Genomic DNA, 16,227 nt, shown 5'->3' on the forward strand with positions numbered 1-16,227 from the left:
GTGGCCCGACCCGCGAGATTGCAGGGTGAAACGACGCCCAGGGACGGCGTCGGAGAGGTGACTCACGAGTAAGTTACGCGCCGGTAAACCAGGACGGAAGAGCCACGAGGCAGTCCGCTTCGCGCGGTTTCGGCGGCGGGGGAACGGCGTCGGCGGCGCGTCGACGAACCGCCGGCGGGACGGTGGTGGGACGGCGACGGTGGGGTCGGGTCGGGGCCGGTGCCCGGTGGCGGTCGGCCCCGCCGATTTCTTGATCGCGGTATCGGTGCGCGCTGCGTCCCGCCCGGGCGTCGCCCGGGTACCGTGGTCCCGCGAGCGGGGGCAAGCGGGGGTGAGCGTGGAGGACGTCGACGCGGAGACGCGGCGGGCGTGGGAACGGGGCGAGCGCGGTCGGGCACGGTGTGCCGAGGCGCTGGCCGAGGAGTCGACGGACGAGGGTCCGGACGCCGTGCGCGAGTTGCTCGCGGAGGCGATCGAGTTGCTGACCGACGCACTCGGCGCGCTGGACGGCGCCGATGCGCACTGGCCGGAATTCGCCTACACGGCCGGCATCGCCCACGCCGCGAGCGCGAGCGCGGCGCCCGGCGGTGATCGACGGGCCTGGGACCAGGCGCGGATCTGCTTCCGACGCGCCCACCGGGCCGCGCCGGAGCACGCCCACCTGCTCCGGGCCGCCGCGCAGGTGGCCTCGGCCCGGATCGGACTCGACCCGCGCGGCATCGCCTGGCGCAGCTTGCTCGACCCGCCGTCCGCCGCCGAGATCGCCGCCGCGCTGGGCCGGCTCGGCAGCGACGCGCTGGTGCAACTCGTCCCCGGCGCAGCGGTGTTGACCGGCACGGACGGCACGACGCGGGTGCTCGACCTGCCCGAACTGGACTACGGCCTGGCCCTGGCCGAGGGCGATCGGGAGAACTGGGCGGACCTGCTCGATGCGTTGTGCGGCTGGGCCTGGGGCGCGGTGATGGAACCGGTACTGACCGCGCTGCCCGGCTCGTTCGGCCGCGCGCCGTCCCTGGTCCTGCTGCCCGCCGGACCGTTCGGCATGGTCCCGTGGCACGCGGCCTGGTCACTCGTCGACGGCCGCCGCCGGCACGCGCTGCAACACGCGCAGATCTCCTACATCGGCGCACCGCGCCTGCTGTGCGAGGTCGCCGCGCGGCGGAGCAGCGAGCCGGTCCGGCGAAGCCCGATCGAGATCGGCCGGACCGCCGGCGACCCGATCGCGTTCGTACCGGCCGGCGGTCACGACGAGACCTGGCGGGTGGGCGCCGAATACCTGACGGCCGGCACCCACACGGTGGTGTCCACGCTGTGGCCGGTGGACGAGACGACCACCGCGCTGGTCCTGTACATGGCCCACCACTACCTCGACCGCCGCGACCTGCCCCCGGCCCAGGCGGTGCGTACCGCGCAGTTGTGGCTGCGCGACCCCAAACGCGGCATCCCGGCCGCGATGCCGGCCGAACTGGCCGCCCGCGCCCGCGCGATCGTCCCGGACGACCTGACCGGCTGGGCGGGCTTCACCCACTCGGGATGGTGAGCCCTACCCGTGGAAAACGGCACGTGCCGCCGATCCGGGTCGGTGCCGCCTGCCCGCCCAGGACGTTGCCGCACCCGCCCGGGACGGCGCGAATCACCACCCGGGGGCATCTCCCGCGCCCGCCGGGCGACCCGGCCCGAGGTCGCCTTCCCCCACCCCGCCTTCCCAAGCCGCCCGCGAGGCGCGTACTGTTCGCCACGCCATCGCGGGAGCTCGGACCAACCGGGCTGAGAGGGCGGCATGGGGTGTCGGCGTCGAGCCGGTGCACACCCCGGGGCCACCGACCGCTTGAACCTGTCCGGGTAATGCCGGCGTAGGGAGAGCAGGTAGAGCCATGTCGGCTCCTGTCGTCGACGACGCACGCCCCGAGACGCCGCACGCCGGCGCCGAGGCACCCCTGATCCTGGACACCGCCCCACCACGCACCCTCGGCTTCCGCGACCAGGCGGCGTTCTGGGCCAACCTCGGGGTGAGCCTGCTCGGCTTCTCCGGCGCCCTGTACGTGCTGGCCCCGGTCGGCTACCCGCAACTGTCGATGGTCGCCGCGATCGTCGCGGCCGTCGGCGGCACGCTGATCGGCACGCTCATGGTCGCGGTCGCCGGCATCCCCGGTGCACGCAGCGGCGCACCCGCGATGACGGTGCTGCGCGGCCTGTTCGGCACCAAGATCTCGTACGTGCCGACGGTGTTCAACATCGTCCAGTGCATCGGCTGGGGCACCTTCGAGCTGCTGGTGATCTCGATCGGCATCGAGGCGATGACCGACGGCGACGGCCCGCACTGGCTCTACATCGTCGCCGCCGGCGCGGTCACCACGGCGATGACGCTGCGCCCGCTGGGCATGCTGCGGATCCTGCGCCGCTACGTGACGGTCGCGGTGGGCATCGCGATGCTCTACTTCTCGGTGCAGCTGTGGCGCGAGGGCCTGCCGCCGATGACCGAGGGTTCGTGGTCCGGGTTCTTCCCGGCGATGGACGCGGCGCTCGCGGTCGCGGTCTCCTGGGTCCCGTTGGCGTCCGACTACACCCGCCACTCGCGCGGCACCAAGCCCGCGTTCTGGGCCGCGTTGAGCGGGTTCTCGATCACCAGCATCTGGTGCTACCTGCTCGGCCTGGTCGCCCTCGCCCAGGTGGGCGGCGACCCGGACAAGATCTTCGACTCGTTCCTGGGCGTCACCGCCGGGTGGGTGTTCTTCGCGGTGCTGGTGGTGCGCGAGGTGGACCAGAGCTTCGCCAACGTCTACAGCACCGCGATGTCCATCCAGAACCTCGCGCCGCGGGTGGATCGCCGGGTGCTCTGCCTGGGTGTGGGTGCGCTGGTCACCGGGTTCGCGCTGATGGTGAACGACTTCGACACCTACGCGAGCTTCCTGTCGCTGATCGGTTCGATCTTCATCCCACTACTGGGCGTGCTCGCGGTGGACCTGTTTGCCGGGCGCGGCCGGGCCGGCTGGGACCTGGGCGACCACGCGCCGGCGCGCTGGGTGATGGTCGCGCCGTGGGCGCTGGGATTTTGCATGTACCAGCTGATCAACCCGGGCTCGGTCGAGTGGTGGGCGACGTTCTGGGGGCACATCCAGGACGCGCTGCACATCCACGCGCAGACCTGGACCTCGGCCTCGCTGTTCTCGTTCGCGCTCGCGGGCGTGACCGCGTACGTCGCGGTCGCGTGGGACCGGCGGCGGGCGGTCGCGGCGCGTTGAGGTGGGCCGGCCGCGTCGGTCGGGTGCCTCCTCCCGACGCGGCCGTGATCCACCGGTGGGTCAGCGGGTGCCGAGCGCCTTGGCCAACTCGGCCTTGTTCATCGTCGAGCGGCCCTTGAGGTTGCGCCGCTTGGCATCCGCGTAGAGCTGGTCGTAGGTCGGGCCCTGCGCGCCCTTGTGCGAGTTCCGGCCACCGCGCTCGGCCGAGGACATGTCGTGCGTCGAGGAACGGCTCGCCGTCTTCGACTCGCCGGCACGGGCACGCTCCTTGTTGACCGTTCGGGCGGCGATCTCCTCCGCGCGCTTCTCGCCGGTGCCGCGCTTTCGGGCACCCTCCTTGATGTGTTCGTACTGCCGCTCGCGCTTCGGGCTGGATCCGCGTGGCATGGCAAACCTCCTTGTTCGTTCCTGTTCGTGTCGTTTCATGCGTTGCCGTCGCGTGCTGTCCGCTACCCGCGTTCGGGCGGATCATCGGTGCCGGCCGAGCGGAGTTGACCTTCGAGTCGGTCGAAGCCACAGACTCGCGGCATGGACGACACGAGCGACACGAACAACGAGGTACTGGTGCCGATCGGGATGTTCGCGCGGCGGGTGGGACTCAGCCCCAGCGCGTTGCGCTACTACAGCGACTGCGGTGTGCTGCGGCCCGCGTCGGTGGATCCGGACACGGGATACCGCCTGTACGCGCCGGACCAGGAGGCACGGGCGATGCGCCTGCGCGAGCTGCGCGAGGCGGAGGTGTCGTTGCCGGACGCGGTCGCCGTACTGGACGGCCCGCCGGCACGCGCCGAGGCGCTGCTGCGCACCCATCTGGACCGCATGCGGGGACGGGTGGACATCGCGCGGGACGTGGTCGAGGGCGTGCTGCGCGCGCTGAACACGACCGGTACGCGGGCCGAGGTCGGCGGCGCCGAATGGGCGAGCGCGGTGCGGCAGGTGGCGCCGGCGGCGGGGGAGGGGGAGCCGGCGGTGCTCGGGTGTGTGCTGGTCGAGGTGGCCGACGGCGAGGTACGCCTGGTGGCGACGGATCGGTATCGGCTGTCCGTACGCACGCTGCGGGCACTGCGGATCGAAGGTGGTCCGGGACGGGCACTGATCCCGGTGGGCGAACTGAGCGCGCTCGGCGCGTGGGCGACCGGGCATCGCGAGATCGCCCTCGAACTGGACACGACGGGCTGCCGGCTGCGCGCGGGCGAGGAGGTACACGAATTGCCCACGTCGGATGAGCACTATCCGGCCTACCGCGACCTGCTCGCCACCTCGGCCGTACCGACCACGCGTGCGGTGGTCGACCGCGCCGCCCTGCGCGACGCGCTGCTGGACGGCGACGCGGGCTCGGTTCGTGTGCTGACCGTCGACCCGGACCGGGTCGGGGTGGCCGACCGCACGCTGCCCGCGATCTGCACCGGCCCGCCGATCCGGCTCGCCTTCGACCCGGCGAAGCTGGTACCGGCGCTGGACGCCGGGGTCGGCCCGGACGTCCTGCTCGACATCGCCGCCGCCGATCGGCCGGTGCTGCTGCGTTCCGCCGACCAGGGCAGCTTCACCACCCTGGTGATGCCGGTGCCGCTTCCTGACGACGCCTGAGTCGGCGTCGTCAGGCGGTCTTGTGGCGGCGTCGGCCGCTGCTCTCCAGGTAGCGGGCGAGGCCGGAGAGGAGCATGCACATCCCGATGTAGATCGGGGCGATCACGATGACGACCGGGATGAAGGGAAGGCTGTAGTCGAGGTTGGTGGCGATCTGCTTGCCGGCGTACAGGAATTCCTCGTAGGAGATCAGGTAGCCCAGTGAGGTGTCCTTGAGCGTGACCACCAATTGGCTGATGATCGTGGGCAACATGGTGCGCACCGCCTGCGGGATGAGGATGTTCACCATCACCGTGGTCTTGCGCATGCCCAGCGCGTAGGCCGCCTCGCTCTGCCCCTTGGGGACCGCGTTGACGCCGCCGCGGAAGACCTCGGCCAGGACCGAGCCGTTGTACAGGGTCAGTCCGGAGATCAGCGCGAGTCGGGGTTCGACCTTCATCGCGATGAAGATGAAGAAGATCATCACCAGCACCGGCATGGCCCGGAAGAACTCCACCACCAGACCGGAGATCCAGCGCACCACCCGGTGGTCGGAGAGCCGGCCGGCCGCGAACACGGCGCCGAAGGCCAGCGAGAGCACCGCCGCCCACGCGAAGACCTGGAGGGTGTGCCCGAGGCCGCGCAGCAACAACTTCTGCACGCCCACGTATTCGAACGGCGCCCACTTGTCGTGGTCGAACTGGCCGGTGTCGATCAGCTTGTAGATCACCCAGGCCAGCACGCCGAGCAGCAGTACGGTGACGATCCAGCCGTAAGTACGGTGCCGGGCCAGGGCCTTGGGTCCGGGGACGTCGTACAGCGCCGAACTCTCGATGCTCATCGGGCCACCTCCAGGCGCTTCTCCAGGAAGCGGAACAGGGCGCTGATGGACAGCGTGATGATCAGATAGCCCACCGCGATCCACAGGAACGTGACGACGATGTCGTAGCCGAGTTCGTTGAGCGTGCGGTACGTGCCCAGCAGTTCGACGACGCTGAACGATCCGGCGATCGCGGTGTTCTTGGCGAGCGCGATCAGCGTGCTGCCCACCGGCGGGATCACCGCGCGCACCGCCTGCGGCAGCACGATCAGGTTGAGCGTCTGGCCGAAGTTCATGCCCAGGCTGCGCGCCGCCTCGCCCTGGCCGACCGGCACGGTGTTGATCCCGGCGCGAACGGCCTCGCAGATGAACGCCGAGGTGTAGCAGCCCAGGGCGAGCACCGCGAGGGTGAAGAACGGGAGCACCACGCCGAATCTGGGCAGGCCCAGCACGACCGCGAAGAACAGCAGCGTGAGCGGGGTGTTGCGGAGCACGGTCACCCACACGCCGCCGAGCAGACGCAGCGGCCGGACCGGGGAGACCCGGCAGCCGGCCATCAGCACCCCGATCACGAGCGCGATCGCCGAGGCGGCCAGGGTGAGTTCGAGGGTACCCACGAAGCCCTTGCGGAACAGGGCGAAGTTGTCGAGCAGGACGTTCATCGTCGACGCCTTCCGCTAGTACCGGTCCACCGGCGGCGGCTGGGGGGCCGGTACGCCGGAGAGACCGAGGGTCGAGTCGTAGGCGCGCTTCCAGTCGCCGTTCTGCTCGTGCGCGACGATCGCGTCGTCGAGCGCGAGGCGGAAGTTGCGATCCCCGCGTGGTACCCCGATTCCGTACGGTTCCTTCGAGAACGGCTCGCCGGCCAGCCGGAGTTGGTCGGGCACCTTCGCGGCGTAGCCCTTGAGGATGGTGTCGTCGGTGGTGACGGCGTCGACCTGAAGGCTGATCAGGTTGTCCACACAGACCGAATAGCTGTCGTAGGCGACGGCGGTGGCCTTGGGGTAGTCGGCGACCAGGCGCTGGTAGGGGGTGGATCCGGCGACCGAGCAGACCTTCTTGCCGGCCAGGTCCTGCGGGCCGTTGATGTCCTTGTCGTTCTTGCGGACCAGGAGCGCCTGACCGGCCATGTAGTACGGGCCGGCGAAGCCGACCAGCTTCTTGCGGTTGTCGTTGATCGTGTACGTCCCGACGTAGTAGTCGACTTCGCCGTTCTGCAGGGACGTCTCGCGGTTGGCGGAGGTGATCGTCTTGAACTCGATCCGGTCCGGCGGGAAGCCCAGCGAGGCGGCCGTCATCTTGGCGATCTCGATGTCGAAGCCCGAGTAGTAGCCGGTTGCCGGATCCTGCTGGGCGACATAGGGCTGGTCGGCCTTGGTGCCGACGATCAGGCGTCCGCGCGACTTGGCCGAGCGGAAGGTGGGCGAGTCGACGGTGACGTCGGTGGCGACCTGATAGGTCGGCAGGTCCTTGGCCTTGGGGCCCTTGGGTGGGGGAGTGCCGGATTTGCCGCAGGCGGCCAGGAGGGCGCCGGCGAGGAGGAGGGCGAGCAGGGCGGCGGTGTGCGTGCGGTGTCGGGCGCGGCTGTGGACGTGGCGTCGGGTACGGCGTGGAGAGCGGCGTCGGGTGCGCATGTTCGGACCCCCGTCAGTGCTTGAGGATCTTGGACAGGAAGTCCTTGGCCCGGTCGGTCTCCGGGTGGTCGAAGAAGTCCTCGGGGCGGCGCGACTCCATGATCCGACCGTCCGCCATGAACACGACGCGATTGGCCGCCGACCGGGCGAAGCCCATCTCGTGGGTGACCACGATCATCGTCATGCCCTCGACCGCGAGCGTGCGCATGACCTCCAGGACCTCGTTGATCATCTCCGGGTCGAGCGCGGACGTCGGCTCGTCGAACAACATCACCTTGGGGTCCATCGCCAACGACCGGGCGATGGCCACTCGTTGCTGCTGACCGCCGGAGAGCTGCGCCGGATACTTGGGCGCCTGGTCGGCCAGGCCGACCCGGTCCAGCAACTCGCGGGCCTTCTTGACCGCTTCGGCCTTGCTGCGCTTGCGGACCTTGATCTGGGCCAGCGTCAGGTTCTCCAACACGGTCTTGTGCGCGAAGAGATTGAAGGACTGGAACACCATGCCGACCTCGGAGCGCAGCCGGGCCAGTCCTCGACCCTCGGCCGGCAGCGGCAGGCCGTCGATGGTGATGCTGCCGGAGTCGATCGTCTCCAACCGGTTGATCGTGCGGCACAGCGTCGACTTGCCGGAGCCGGAGGGGCCGATCAGGACGACCACCTCGTTGCGGGACACCGTCAGATCGATGTCGCGCAGAACGTGCAGCGACCCGAAGTGCTTGTTCACGCCGGAGAGAACGACGAGTGGGTCTTCCGAGGTCACAGGTATTCGACTCGCCTTCGACACGGGGGCAGGGGCCGTGCGCAAGCGCACATGCCCGGTGCATCGACCTCGGCGGGTCGATTCAGTCGCGTCGCCGCCGCCAACCCCTCTAACGGCCGATAGAGTCCCCTCGCGCGGGTGACACGTGCCCGGTCGGGGGCGCCGATGCGCGGATCCCGCGCCGGCGGACGTGCGTTCGGGCGGAGCGGGTCGAGCCGAGGGAGTCGTCGATGGCCAAGGTCAACATCAGTCTGGACGCGAACGTCGTGATCGAGGTCATGGTCCTGTCCGGGGTGCGCAACGCACAGGACGCGATCGAGGCGATCGTGCTCGACTACATCGCCCGCGGCCACCGCACCGAAGCGCTGACCGGCAACGTCGAGGACCACCGGCGTACGGTCGAGGAGCGCGAGCAGCGCAACCCGGTCATCGAGTAGCGGGCCCGGTCACGCCGCTCGTCGCGTGGCGTCCCACCGGCCTCCCGAGGCGCCGTTGTCCCGAGCCGCTGTGTATCGCCCGAGGGGGCTGCGCGAGAATGGCCGCCGACACGTGTGACCCGGAGCCTCGGGTCGGGTCGGCGGGGGATGAGGTGCGTACGCATGCGGCTGTGGCTGTCCTATTTCGCTTTCATGTCCTCGGTGGGCCTGACCAACCGCACCAGCGACATCTGGCGCAGCGCGCGGGTGGCCGACGACATCGTGTCGGCGTTTCGCGCGGTGCCGCTGGGTGACCCGGCGCGGCGCGGGCTGGTTCGGGCGATGGCGCTGGTGGCGATCCAGATGTGGTGCGTGTCCATCGTGATCGCGGTGTCGCCGTGGTTCGCGGCGGACGGCGAGAGCCCGGCGGCGTTCCGGGGCTATCTGTCGATGGCCGCGATCGTGGTCCTGCTGGTCGTCGTGGTGATCGAGGCGACGGTCATCCTGTTCAATCGGCCGCGCAATCTGGTGGCGCCGCACATGCGGGGGGAGCGCGGCGTGCTGCGCTGACGGGGCGTCATGTGCCGGCGGGGCGGTGCGCCGTCCGGGCCTGCGGCGGTCCTTTCGCGGGCGTATGGCGGCCCGGTGACGGGTGTACGGCGGTTCGTCGGTGGGCTCTTCGGCGGGCCTACGGCAACAGGGCGCAGCCGCCGTAGCCGAGGACGTGTTCGCGCAGCAGGTCGCTCGTGGCCGGGTCGCGGCGGCGGAAGGCGGCCACGATCGGCTCGTGGTCGGCCGCGTTCTCCTGCAGGTCCATCCGGTAGACCCGGATCGACAACGTCGTCCACACCTCGATGCCCAGCGCCTCCCAGACCGAGCGCAGCAGCGCGTTGCCGGACGCCGCGACGATCTCGCGATGGAAGGCCACCCCGTGCCGGATCTGGGCGCCCGCGTCGCCGTCCGCCGACGCCGCGTGCAGTGCGGCGACGTGCCGGTCGAGCGCGGCGAGCCGTTCGTCGTCGATCCGGGGCAGCGCGAGCCGCGCGGCGGTCTCCTCCAGGCCCGCCCGGACCGGGTAGATCTCGCGTAGATCGTGCTCGCTGAACGAGCGCACCCGCACGCCCTTGTTGGGCTCCGACTCGACCAGGCCGAGCTGTTCCAACTCGCGCAACGCCTCGCGGACGGGTGCCTGGCTGACCCCCAACTCCACCGCGACGCGGCGCTCGACGATGCGTTCGCCCGGGGCCCACCGGCCCGCGACCACGGCTTCGGTGACGTACTGGCGGATCTGTTCGCGCAGCGGGCGGCGTTCCAGGGTCGGGCGGGGCGGCTCGGTCATCGGGCCAGTCTAGGACGCGGACCCGACTTTTGCGCAATGATCGATCATTGCGCAGAATGGAAGGGCTTCGCCGCGGAGCTCCCGACTTCCCCGGAAGCCCGCACCCGGAAGCTCCACCGATACGAAGGAGGGCGGCCCGGATGTCACACCACACGACCGGCCGTACCCCGACCGGGCAGCTCGACCAGCTCCCCGACCGGGATCCCGAGGAAACCGCGGAATGGACCGAGTCGCTCGACGCCGTCGTCCGCGCCGCAGGCCCGGGCCGGGCCCGGCTGCTGCTGGCCCGCCTGCTCGAACACGCGGCACACCGCGGCCTCGACCTGCCGCCGGTGACGCGCACCCCCTACGTCAACACCGTGCCCACCTCGGCCGAGCCGAGCTACCCCGGCGATGTGGACCTGGAGGAGCGGATCACCGCGTACAACCGGTGGAACGCGGCGGCCATGGTCACCCGGGCGAGCCGGTTCGGGCTGGGCGGGCACATGGCCACGTACGCGTCGGCGGCGTGGTTGTACGAGGTCGGGTTCGAGCACTTCTTCCGGGGGCGGGCCGACGGTGGGCCCGGTGATCAGATCTACTTCCAGGGGCACGCGTCGCCCGGGGTGTACGCCCGGGCCTTCCTGGAGGGGCGGCTGACGGCCGATCGACTCGACCGTTTTCGCCGCGAGGTGGGCGGTGGCGGGCTGCCGTCCTATCCGCATCCGCGATCCCTGGGCGGCTTCTGGGAGTTCCCGACCGTGTCGATGGGGCTCGGGCCGTTGGCCGCGGTCTACCAGGCGCGGTTCAACCGCTACCTGCACCACCGGGGCATCAAGGACACCTCGCAAAGCCGGGTGTGGGCCTTCCTGGGCGACGGCGAGATGGACGAGCCCGAGGCCACCGCCGCGCTCACCCTGGCCGCGCGCGAGCAACTGGACAACCTGGTCTTCGTGATCAACTGCAACCTCCAGCGATTGGACGGGCCGGTGCGCGGAAACGGGCGCGTGGTCCAGGAGTTGGAGAGCGTGTTCGCGGGCGCCGGGTGGCATGTGGTCAAGGCGCTGTGGGGTCGGGACTGGGACGAACTGTTCGCGCGCGATCGAGACGGTGAGCTGATCCGCCGCCTGGAGCACACGCCCGACGGCCAGTTCCAGACCTACTCGGCCGCCGACGGCGCCTACATCCGCGACAACCTGTTCGGCGGCACACCCGATCTGCGCCGGGTGGTGGCGCACTTGGACGACGCGCGGCTCGGCGAGCTGGTCGGGTTCTCCCGGGCCGGCCACGAACCGCGCAAGGTGCACGCGGCCTACCGCGCGGCGATCGAGCATCGGGGCGGGCCCAGCGTGGTGTTGGTGCAGACGGTCAAGGGGTGGACGCTCGGACCGGGCTTCGAGGCGCGCAACGCCAACCACCAGATGAAGAAGCTGCGGCAGGACGAGTTCCGGGTGATGCGCGACCGGCTGGACCTGCCGGTGTCGGACGCCGACCTGGACGGCGAGTTGCCGCCGTACCTGCACCCGGGGCCGGATTCGCCCGAGGCCCGCTACCTGGCCGAGCGGCGCCGGGTGCTCGGCGGTCCGGTACCGGCGCGGCGGCTCGGATTCACGCCGCTGCCGGATCCGCCGGCGCTGGGGGAGGCGCCGTTCGCCGCGTTGCTCAAGGGGTCCGGCAGGCAGGAGATCGCGACCACGATGGCGTTCGTGCGACTGGCCAAGGAGCTGATGCGCGATCCGGTCGTCGGCCGGCGCTGGGTGCCGATCGTGCCGGACGAGGCGCGCACGTTCGGGATGGAGTCGATGTTCCCGACCGCCGGGATCTACTCGCCGCACGGGCAGACCTACGACGCGGTGGACCGCGAACTGCTGCTGTCCTACCGGGAGGCGGTGGACGGCCAGATCCTCAACGAGGGCATCACCGAGGCGGGCGCGGTCGCCTCGTTCACGGCGGCGGCCACCGCGTACGCCACGCACGGCGAGCAGATGATCCCGTTCTACGTCTTCTACTCGATGTTCGGCTGGCAGCGAGTCGCCGACCAACTGTGGGCACTGGCCGACCAGATGGGTCGGGGCTTCCTGATCGGCGCCACCGCCGGCCGCACCACGATGACCGGCGAGGGGCTGCAACACGCTGACGGCCACTCGCAGTTGATCGCGTCGACCAATCCGGCCTGCGTGTCCTACGACCCGGCCTTCGGGTACGAGATCGCGGTGATCGTCCGGGACGGTCTGCGTCGGATGACGACCGCGACGGCCGAACACCCCACCGGAGAGGACGTCTTCTACTACCTCACCGTGTACAACGAGCCGCTCCCGCAACCGCCGATGCCCAGTCCGGACGCCGTCGAGGGCATCCTGCGCGGCATGCACCTGTGCGCGCCCGTTCCGGACGCGGCGGCCGAACTGCTCGCCAGCGGCACGGCGGTGCGGTGGGCCCTGGAGGCGCAACGGCTGCTCGCCGAGGACTGGCAGGTGCCCGTGCAGGTGTGGTCGGTGACCTCCTGGACCGAACTGCGCCGCGAGGCGCTGGCCGCCGGCGAGGACCGAGTCCCCTACGTCACCCGGGCATTGGCCGACGCGACCGGCCCGGTGGTGGCGGTGAGCGACTGGATGCGGGCCGTCCCCGACCAGATCGCCCCTTGGATCCGCCAGGACTGGACATCCCTCGGCACGGACGGCTTCGGCCTCTCCGACACCCGGCCCGCCACCCGCACCCACTTCGCCGTCGACGCCCCCGCGATCACCATCCGTACCCTGACGACCCTGGCCCACCAGGGCCGGATCAAGCCGGACCTGCCGGCCGAGGCGATGCGCCGCTACGGCCGCGCAGGGGACTGACCTTCGCCCGGCAGAGCGGACGCCCGCCGAAGGGGGCGGGTTCGGGGCCGCCACGGTCGTGCGGTGACGGCCCCGATCGTTGCCTCGGTTCAGCTACCGGCGACGAGTTGCGCCGGGCCGAAGGTATTGCCGTTGTTGTCGGGGACCTGTCCGGGGAAGGTGTAGACGTTGCCGTTGGCGGCGCGCACCCAGAGGTCGGCCTTGCCGTCGCCGTCGAAGTCGCCGTTCGTGGACGGCCACGCCGAATGGGCGGCGGGCGGTGACGGGGCGCCCGGATGGTGGGGTGTTCGAGTACGTCGGCCGCTGAGTGGGTGGGGTGCTAAAACCGGTGGCCGGGGGTGGGGGTGGCCGGCAGCGTGGGTCGGCATGGTGATGTTGCGGCAGGTTCGGGCCGACTTCGATGCCGCTTCGGTGGTGGTCTATCAGGCGTACGCGCCGGCTGTTGCCGAACCCGCTTTGCGGGAGGGGCGGTTCGTGGCGCCGTTCTCGTTCGGGCGGATGACGTGGGTCAAGCCGTCGTTCTGCTGGCTGATGCATCGCAGTGACTGGGGGCGCAAGGCGGGCCAGGAACGGGTGTTGGCCGTGCGGATCGGTCGGGCCGGGTTCGAGCACGCGCTCGGGCGGGCGGTGTCGACCGAGGGGTCGGTGGCGGGTGCCGCGGTGCACGTGCAGTGGGATCCGGAACGGTCCTTGCGGGGCGCGGCGTTGAACCACTACAGCATTCAGGTCGGGATCGGGCGCGGGCTGATCCGCACCTTCAATGACGAGTGGATCGTCGGCATCACCGATCTGACGCCGTTGGTGCGGCGGGTGGCCGGGTTGGTCAAGGACGGCCGGGTCGACCAGGCCCGGCGGTTGTTGCCGGTGGAGAAGCCGTACCCGCTACCCGCGTCGCTCGCCCGGCGGGTCGGCGCGGACGGCTGAGCCGGGGCGAGGGACGCGGATGGCGGGTACGGGTTCGCATGCGGCGGGGTGCGCCGAGGGAGGTCAGGCGTGTGTGCCGCCGTCGATGCGGATTTCGGTGCCGGTGATGAAGGCGCCGTCTTCGGAGGCGAGCATCGCGACGACGCCGGCGATGGCGTCGGGGCCGGCCATCGGGGCGCCGCCGGATTCGAGTTCGGTGGCCAGGATCGGGGAGAGCTTGGCGAACAGCTCCCAGTCGGTGTCCGCCGGGAGGTAGCCCGAAGTCGCGTCGGTGATACCGGACTTGATGCTGCCGGGGGCGACGTTGACGGCGCGCAGCCCCTGCTTGCCGTATTCGAGGGCGAGTGCGTGGGTGAAGGACTGGATGCCGCCCTTGCTTGCCGCGTAGGCCGCCATGTAAGGGTGGGCGAAGGCCGCCGAGGTGGAACTGAAGTTGACCACGACGCCGTTGCCGGCGGCCAGGAGGGCGGGCAGCGCCTCGCGCGTGACCAGGAACGTGCCGGTGAGGTTGACCGTGATGATCTTGTTCCACAGGTCGAGCGAGGTCAGGTGGGTGTGCTCGGCGCGCAGGATGCCGGCGGCGTTGACCAGGACGTCGAGGCCGCCGAGTTCGGCTACGGCGGTACGGACGCCTTCGGCTACGGAGGTCTCGTCGGCGATGTCGACCACGAGGGTGGTGAGGCGCTCGGCGGTGCCCTCGGTGGTGGCGCGTTCGCGGGTGCCGGTGAGGCCGTCGGCGACCACGTCGGCCGCGACCACCCGGCCGCCCTCGCGGAGCAGTCGCAGGGCCGTTGCCTGTCCGATGCCGGAGCCGGCGCCGGTGACCAGGACGCGGCGGGTGTCGAAGCGGTTCATGTGAGTGCCTTCTTTCCGGGCGGTGGGTATCCGCGTTGGGCCGCAGTGGGTATCCGCGCTTGGTGCATGGCGGGTATCCGCGCTTGGTACCCGCTTTTCTGCACGTTACGCCTAACGTGCACGTTGTGCCATTAATTCCCCGGGCGGGCATTAGACTGGGCCGATGGATGCTGCTTCGGTCGGTTCGGATCAGGTGCCGGGTGCGGCTCGGCGGGGTGGGGCCGCCCGGGCGGGGCGGCCTTCGTTGACGGAGCGGCGGAAGGCCGATACCCGTACCGAGGTGTCGCGGGTGGCGATCCGGTTGTTCGCGGAGCGCGGGTTCGACGAGACGACCGTGGAGGACATCGCGGAGGCGTCCGGGATGGCGCTGCGGACCTTCTACCGGTACTTCCGGAGCAAGGAGGAGACCGTCGCGCCGGTGTTGTCGGCCGGGATCGCGGACTGGGTGGAGCGGCTGGCGGCGTGTGATCCGGGGGTCGGGCTGCTGGAGGCGATGACCACGAGTTATCGCGCGGCGATGCGGCACGCGCGAGAGGTGGACGGGGTCGACGACGCGCAATTGCGGGTCGTGCTGCGGACTGCGGAGGCACATCCGGCTTTGCGGGCGGTGTGGTTGGGCGTGCACCACGACTGCGAGGCGCGGTTGCGGCCGGTGATTGCGGCTCGGAGCGGGGACGTGGACGCATTGGCGGTGGACCTGGCCGCGGGGGCGGCGAACGTGGCGGTTCGGGTGGCGATGTGGCGGTGGGCCTCGGCGAGCGGGGGTGGGGTGGACGCTGCGGAGGTCGTGGCCGATGCGTTGTTGCGGGTCGCCGATGGGGGGCTTTTGGGCACGTGAGGTCGGGGGTTCGGCCTCAAGCGCTCGGCTGGGTCCGCGGTGTGTGTCTCGTGTGTTGCTGCGGCAGGAGTGCGGCCGGTGGTCAGCGGGCCACGGTCGCGCGGTAGTGCTCGTCGGCGGCCGGCAGATTGCGATGGGTGTCGGCGGCCACGACGGCGCCGTCGTCCGGCACCAGGACGGGGTCGGCGGCGTCCGGGAACGCGGGGCTGCCGGTGATCACCACGGTGGTCCTGCCCCGGCGCAGGGTGGCCGGGGTCGATCCCCGGTCCACCGGGATGCGCCACGCACACCGGACCGATGTCGTGCGCGGCCTCAAGCGCCGGCCGGGCTGGATTCGGTCTCGGCCGGTGTCGGGCGTTGGTTGGTTCGGGGTGGCCTCGAGCGCCGGCCGGGTTGCAGGGGCTCAAGTGCCGGCTGGGGTGAGGGGGGCTTCGGGAGGGCTATGGCGATGGTGAGGCCGCCGTGGTGGTTTGCGGTGGTGGTTATTTGGGCCGCGTGGGCGTGGACGATGGCCTGGACGATGGACAGGCCCAGGCCGGTGCCTCGGGCGGAGCCGGTGCGGTTGGGGCGGAACCGGCGGAAGGGTTCGAAGAGTTCGGGGATGTGGTCGGTGGGGATGAGGGGGCCGGTATTGCGGACGCGGAGGGAGCCGGCGGAGACGCCGACCGTGACGTGACCGCCGGGGTGGTTGTGTCGTACGGCGTTCTCGACCAGGTTGGTGACCAGTTGGCGCAGGAGGAGCGGGTCGCCGGAGACGACGCTCTCGGCGAGGATCGCGTCGACTCGGATGCCGGCCTGTTCGGCGGCGGGTCGGGTATGGCGCAGTACGTCGGCGGTGAGTTCGTCGAGTGCGACCGGGGACGCGTGGACGTTGCCGCGTTCGCTGACCGCGAGGTTGAGCAGTCCGTCGATGAGGCGTTCGGTGCGTCGGTTCAGGGCGAGCAGTTGTTCGCGGGTGTCGATGATGTCCTGTGGTGCGTGGGGGTCGGCGAGGCCGATCTCGATGGCCGTGCG

At 70.9% G+C, this 16,227-nt stretch carries 16 protein-coding genes, 1 pseudogene and 1 riboswitch; of the genes and pseudogenes, 8 read left to right on the forward strand and 9 right to left on the reverse strand.

Going from position 1 to position 16,227, the window contains the following annotated elements; all coding sequences use genetic code 11:
* The first annotated feature begins 331 nt into the window (after positions 1-331).
* Both ABZ374_RS36600 and ABZ374_RS36605 read left to right on the forward strand, forming a co-directional pair.
* Positions 332-1,540, forward strand: coding sequence for a CHAT domain-containing protein (locus ABZ374_RS36600; protein ID WP_360319687.1), 1,209 nt, complete (start codon positions 332-334; stop codon positions 1,538-1,540).
* A 195-nt stretch (positions 1,541-1,735) separates the two neighbouring features.
* Positions 1,736-1,879, forward strand: a riboswitch (TPP riboswitch).
* Positions 1,875-3,242 (forward strand): cytosine permease, encoded by a 1,368-nt coding sequence (locus ABZ374_RS36605; protein WP_360319689.1) that lies wholly within the window; start codon positions 1,875-1,877, stop codon positions 3,240-3,242. It overlaps the preceding riboswitch by 5 nt.
* A 60-nt stretch (positions 3,243-3,302) precedes the next feature.
* Here the strand turns inward: ABZ374_RS36605 and ABZ374_RS36610 are convergent, their stop codons facing one another.
* Positions 3,303-3,629: a plasmid stabilization protein gene (locus ABZ374_RS36610; RefSeq protein ID WP_360319691.1), complete on the reverse strand. Its 327-nt coding sequence runs from the start codon at positions 3,627-3,629 to the stop codon at positions 3,303-3,305.
* 141 nt (positions 3,630-3,770) lie between these two features.
* Between ABZ374_RS36610 and ABZ374_RS36615 the strand changes: the two genes are divergently transcribed.
* Positions 3,771-4,829 (forward strand): MerR family DNA-binding transcriptional regulator, encoded by a 1,059-nt coding sequence (locus ABZ374_RS36615; RefSeq protein WP_360319693.1) that lies wholly within the window; start codon positions 3,771-3,773, stop codon positions 4,827-4,829.
* 10 nt (positions 4,830-4,839) lie between these two features.
* Here the strand turns inward: ABZ374_RS36615 and ABZ374_RS36620 are convergent, their stop codons facing one another.
* The 4 genes from ABZ374_RS36620 to ABZ374_RS36635 are packed head-to-tail and all read right to left on the reverse strand — an operon-like array spanning position 4,840 to position 8,028.
* Positions 4,840-5,649 carry an amino acid ABC transporter permease gene (locus tag ABZ374_RS36620; RefSeq protein ID WP_360319695.1) on the reverse strand — a complete coding sequence of 270 codons (810 nt, stop codon included), beginning with the start codon at positions 5,647-5,649 and terminating at the stop codon, positions 4,840-4,842.
* The gene (locus tag ABZ374_RS36625) at positions 5,646-6,290 is read right to left on the reverse strand and encodes an amino acid ABC transporter permease (RefSeq protein WP_360319697.1); all 645 of its coding nucleotides are present in this window, start codon (positions 6,288-6,290) and stop codon (positions 5,646-5,648) included. Before ABZ374_RS36625 ends, ABZ374_RS36620 begins: the two co-directional genes overlap by 4 nt.
* A gap of 15 nt (positions 6,291-6,305) precedes the next feature.
* Complete coding sequence (locus tag ABZ374_RS36630) at positions 6,306-7,262, reverse strand: glutamate ABC transporter substrate-binding protein (RefSeq protein ID WP_360319699.1); 957 nt, start codon at positions 7,260-7,262, stop codon at positions 6,306-6,308.
* Positions 7,263-7,275: 13 nt separating this feature from the next.
* Positions 7,276-8,028, reverse strand: coding sequence for an amino acid ABC transporter ATP-binding protein (locus ABZ374_RS36635; protein WP_360319719.1), 753 nt, complete (start codon positions 8,026-8,028; stop codon positions 7,276-7,278).
* Positions 8,029-8,252: 224 nt separating this feature from the next.
* Between ABZ374_RS36635 and ABZ374_RS36640 the strand changes: the two genes are divergently transcribed.
* Together ABZ374_RS36640 and ABZ374_RS36645 are read left to right on the forward strand one after the other, a co-directional pair.
* Positions 8,253-8,459, forward strand: a complete 207-nt coding sequence (locus tag ABZ374_RS36640; RefSeq protein WP_355540066.1) for a DUF2191 domain-containing protein — start codon at positions 8,253-8,255, stop codon at positions 8,457-8,459.
* Positions 8,460-8,621: 162 nt separating this feature from the next.
* Positions 8,622-9,008, forward strand: a complete 387-nt coding sequence (locus tag ABZ374_RS36645) for a hypothetical protein (RefSeq protein WP_360319701.1) — start codon at positions 8,622-8,624, stop codon at positions 9,006-9,008.
* Between the two features lie 118 nt (positions 9,009-9,126).
* Here the strand turns inward: ABZ374_RS36645 and ABZ374_RS36650 are convergent, their stop codons facing one another.
* Positions 9,127-9,777: a GntR family transcriptional regulator gene (locus ABZ374_RS36650; protein WP_360319703.1), complete on the reverse strand. Its 651-nt coding sequence runs from the start codon at positions 9,775-9,777 to the stop codon at positions 9,127-9,129.
* A gap of 140 nt (positions 9,778-9,917) precedes the next feature.
* Between ABZ374_RS36650 and aceE the strand changes: the two genes are divergently transcribed.
* Both aceE and ABZ374_RS36660 read left to right on the forward strand, forming a co-directional pair.
* Positions 9,918-12,596, forward strand: a complete 2,679-nt coding sequence (gene aceE / locus ABZ374_RS36655; RefSeq protein ID WP_360319705.1) for a pyruvate dehydrogenase (acetyl-transferring), homodimeric type — start codon at positions 9,918-9,920, stop codon at positions 12,594-12,596.
* A 366-nt stretch (positions 12,597-12,962) separates the two neighbouring features.
* Entirely contained in the window at positions 12,963-13,520 is a 558-nt protein-coding gene (locus ABZ374_RS36660) for a DUF4291 domain-containing protein (protein ID WP_360319707.1), read from the forward strand.
* A 63-nt stretch (positions 13,521-13,583) separates the two neighbouring features.
* On the opposite strand, the gene ABZ374_RS36665 is transcribed toward ABZ374_RS36660, so the two are convergent.
* Positions 13,584-14,375 (reverse strand): SDR family oxidoreductase, encoded by a 792-nt coding sequence (locus ABZ374_RS36665; RefSeq protein WP_360319709.1) that lies wholly within the window; start codon positions 14,373-14,375, stop codon positions 13,584-13,586.
* A 289-nt stretch (positions 14,376-14,664) separates the two neighbouring features.
* Between ABZ374_RS36665 and ABZ374_RS36670 the strand changes: the two genes are divergently transcribed.
* On the forward strand, positions 14,665-15,213 hold the full coding sequence (locus tag ABZ374_RS36670; RefSeq protein ID WP_360319711.1) for a TetR family transcriptional regulator: 549 nt from the start codon (positions 14,665-14,667) through the stop codon (positions 15,211-15,213).
* A gap of 82 nt (positions 15,214-15,295) precedes the next feature.
* On the opposite strand, the pseudogene ABZ374_RS36675 reads toward ABZ374_RS36670, so the two are convergent.
* Positions 15,296-15,463: pseudogene (locus tag ABZ374_RS36675) on the reverse strand (ABC transporter ATP-binding protein); the annotation flags it as partial.
* A 62-nt stretch (positions 15,464-15,525) separates the two neighbouring features.
* Positions 15,526-16,227: HAMP domain-containing sensor histidine kinase (locus tag ABZ374_RS36680; RefSeq protein ID WP_360319713.1), on the reverse strand; the 702-nt coding region annotated here is incomplete at its 5' end.

The sequence above is a fragment of the Embleya sp. NPDC005971 genome, from assembly GCF_040629175.1.
GTDB lineage: Bacteria > Actinomycetota > Actinomycetes > Streptomycetales > Streptomycetaceae > Embleya.

Bases quoted from the DNA above. Each gene is read 5' to 3' on its own strand.
- ABZ374_RS36605 (WP_360319689.1), top strand. From the start codon at position 1,875: ATGTCGGCTCCTGTCGTCGACGACGCACGCCCCGAGACGCCGCACGCC.
- ABZ374_RS36610 (WP_360319691.1), bottom strand. From the start codon at position 3,629: ATGCCACGCGGATCCAGCCCGAAGCGCGAGCGGCAGTACGAACACATC.
- ABZ374_RS36615 (WP_360319693.1), top strand. From the start codon at position 3,771: ATGGACGACACGAGCGACACGAACAACGAGGTACTGGTGCCGATCGGG.
- ABZ374_RS36620 (WP_360319695.1), bottom strand. From the start codon at position 5,649: ATGAGCATCGAGAGTTCGGCGCTGTACGACGTCCCCGGACCCAAGGCC.
- ABZ374_RS36625 (WP_360319697.1), bottom strand. From the start codon at position 6,290: ATGAACGTCCTGCTCGACAACTTCGCCCTGTTCCGCAAGGGCTTCGTG.
- ABZ374_RS36630 (WP_360319699.1), bottom strand. From the start codon at position 7,262: ATGCGCACCCGACGCCGCTCTCCACGCCGTACCCGACGCCACGTCCAC.
- ABZ374_RS36640 (WP_355540066.1), top strand. From the start codon at position 8,253: ATGGCCAAGGTCAACATCAGTCTGGACGCGAACGTCGTGATCGAGGTC.
- ABZ374_RS36645 (WP_360319701.1), top strand. From the start codon at position 8,622: ATGCGGCTGTGGCTGTCCTATTTCGCTTTCATGTCCTCGGTGGGCCTG.
- ABZ374_RS36650 (WP_360319703.1), bottom strand. From the start codon at position 9,777: ATGACCGAGCCGCCCCGCCCGACCCTGGAACGCCGCCCGCTGCGCGAA.
- aceE (WP_360319705.1), top strand. From the start codon at position 9,918: ATGTCACACCACACGACCGGCCGTACCCCGACCGGGCAGCTCGACCAG.
- ABZ374_RS36660 (WP_360319707.1), top strand. From the start codon at position 12,963: ATGGTGATGTTGCGGCAGGTTCGGGCCGACTTCGATGCCGCTTCGGTG.
- ABZ374_RS36665 (WP_360319709.1), bottom strand. From the start codon at position 14,375: ATGAACCGCTTCGACACCCGCCGCGTCCTGGTCACCGGCGCCGGCTCC.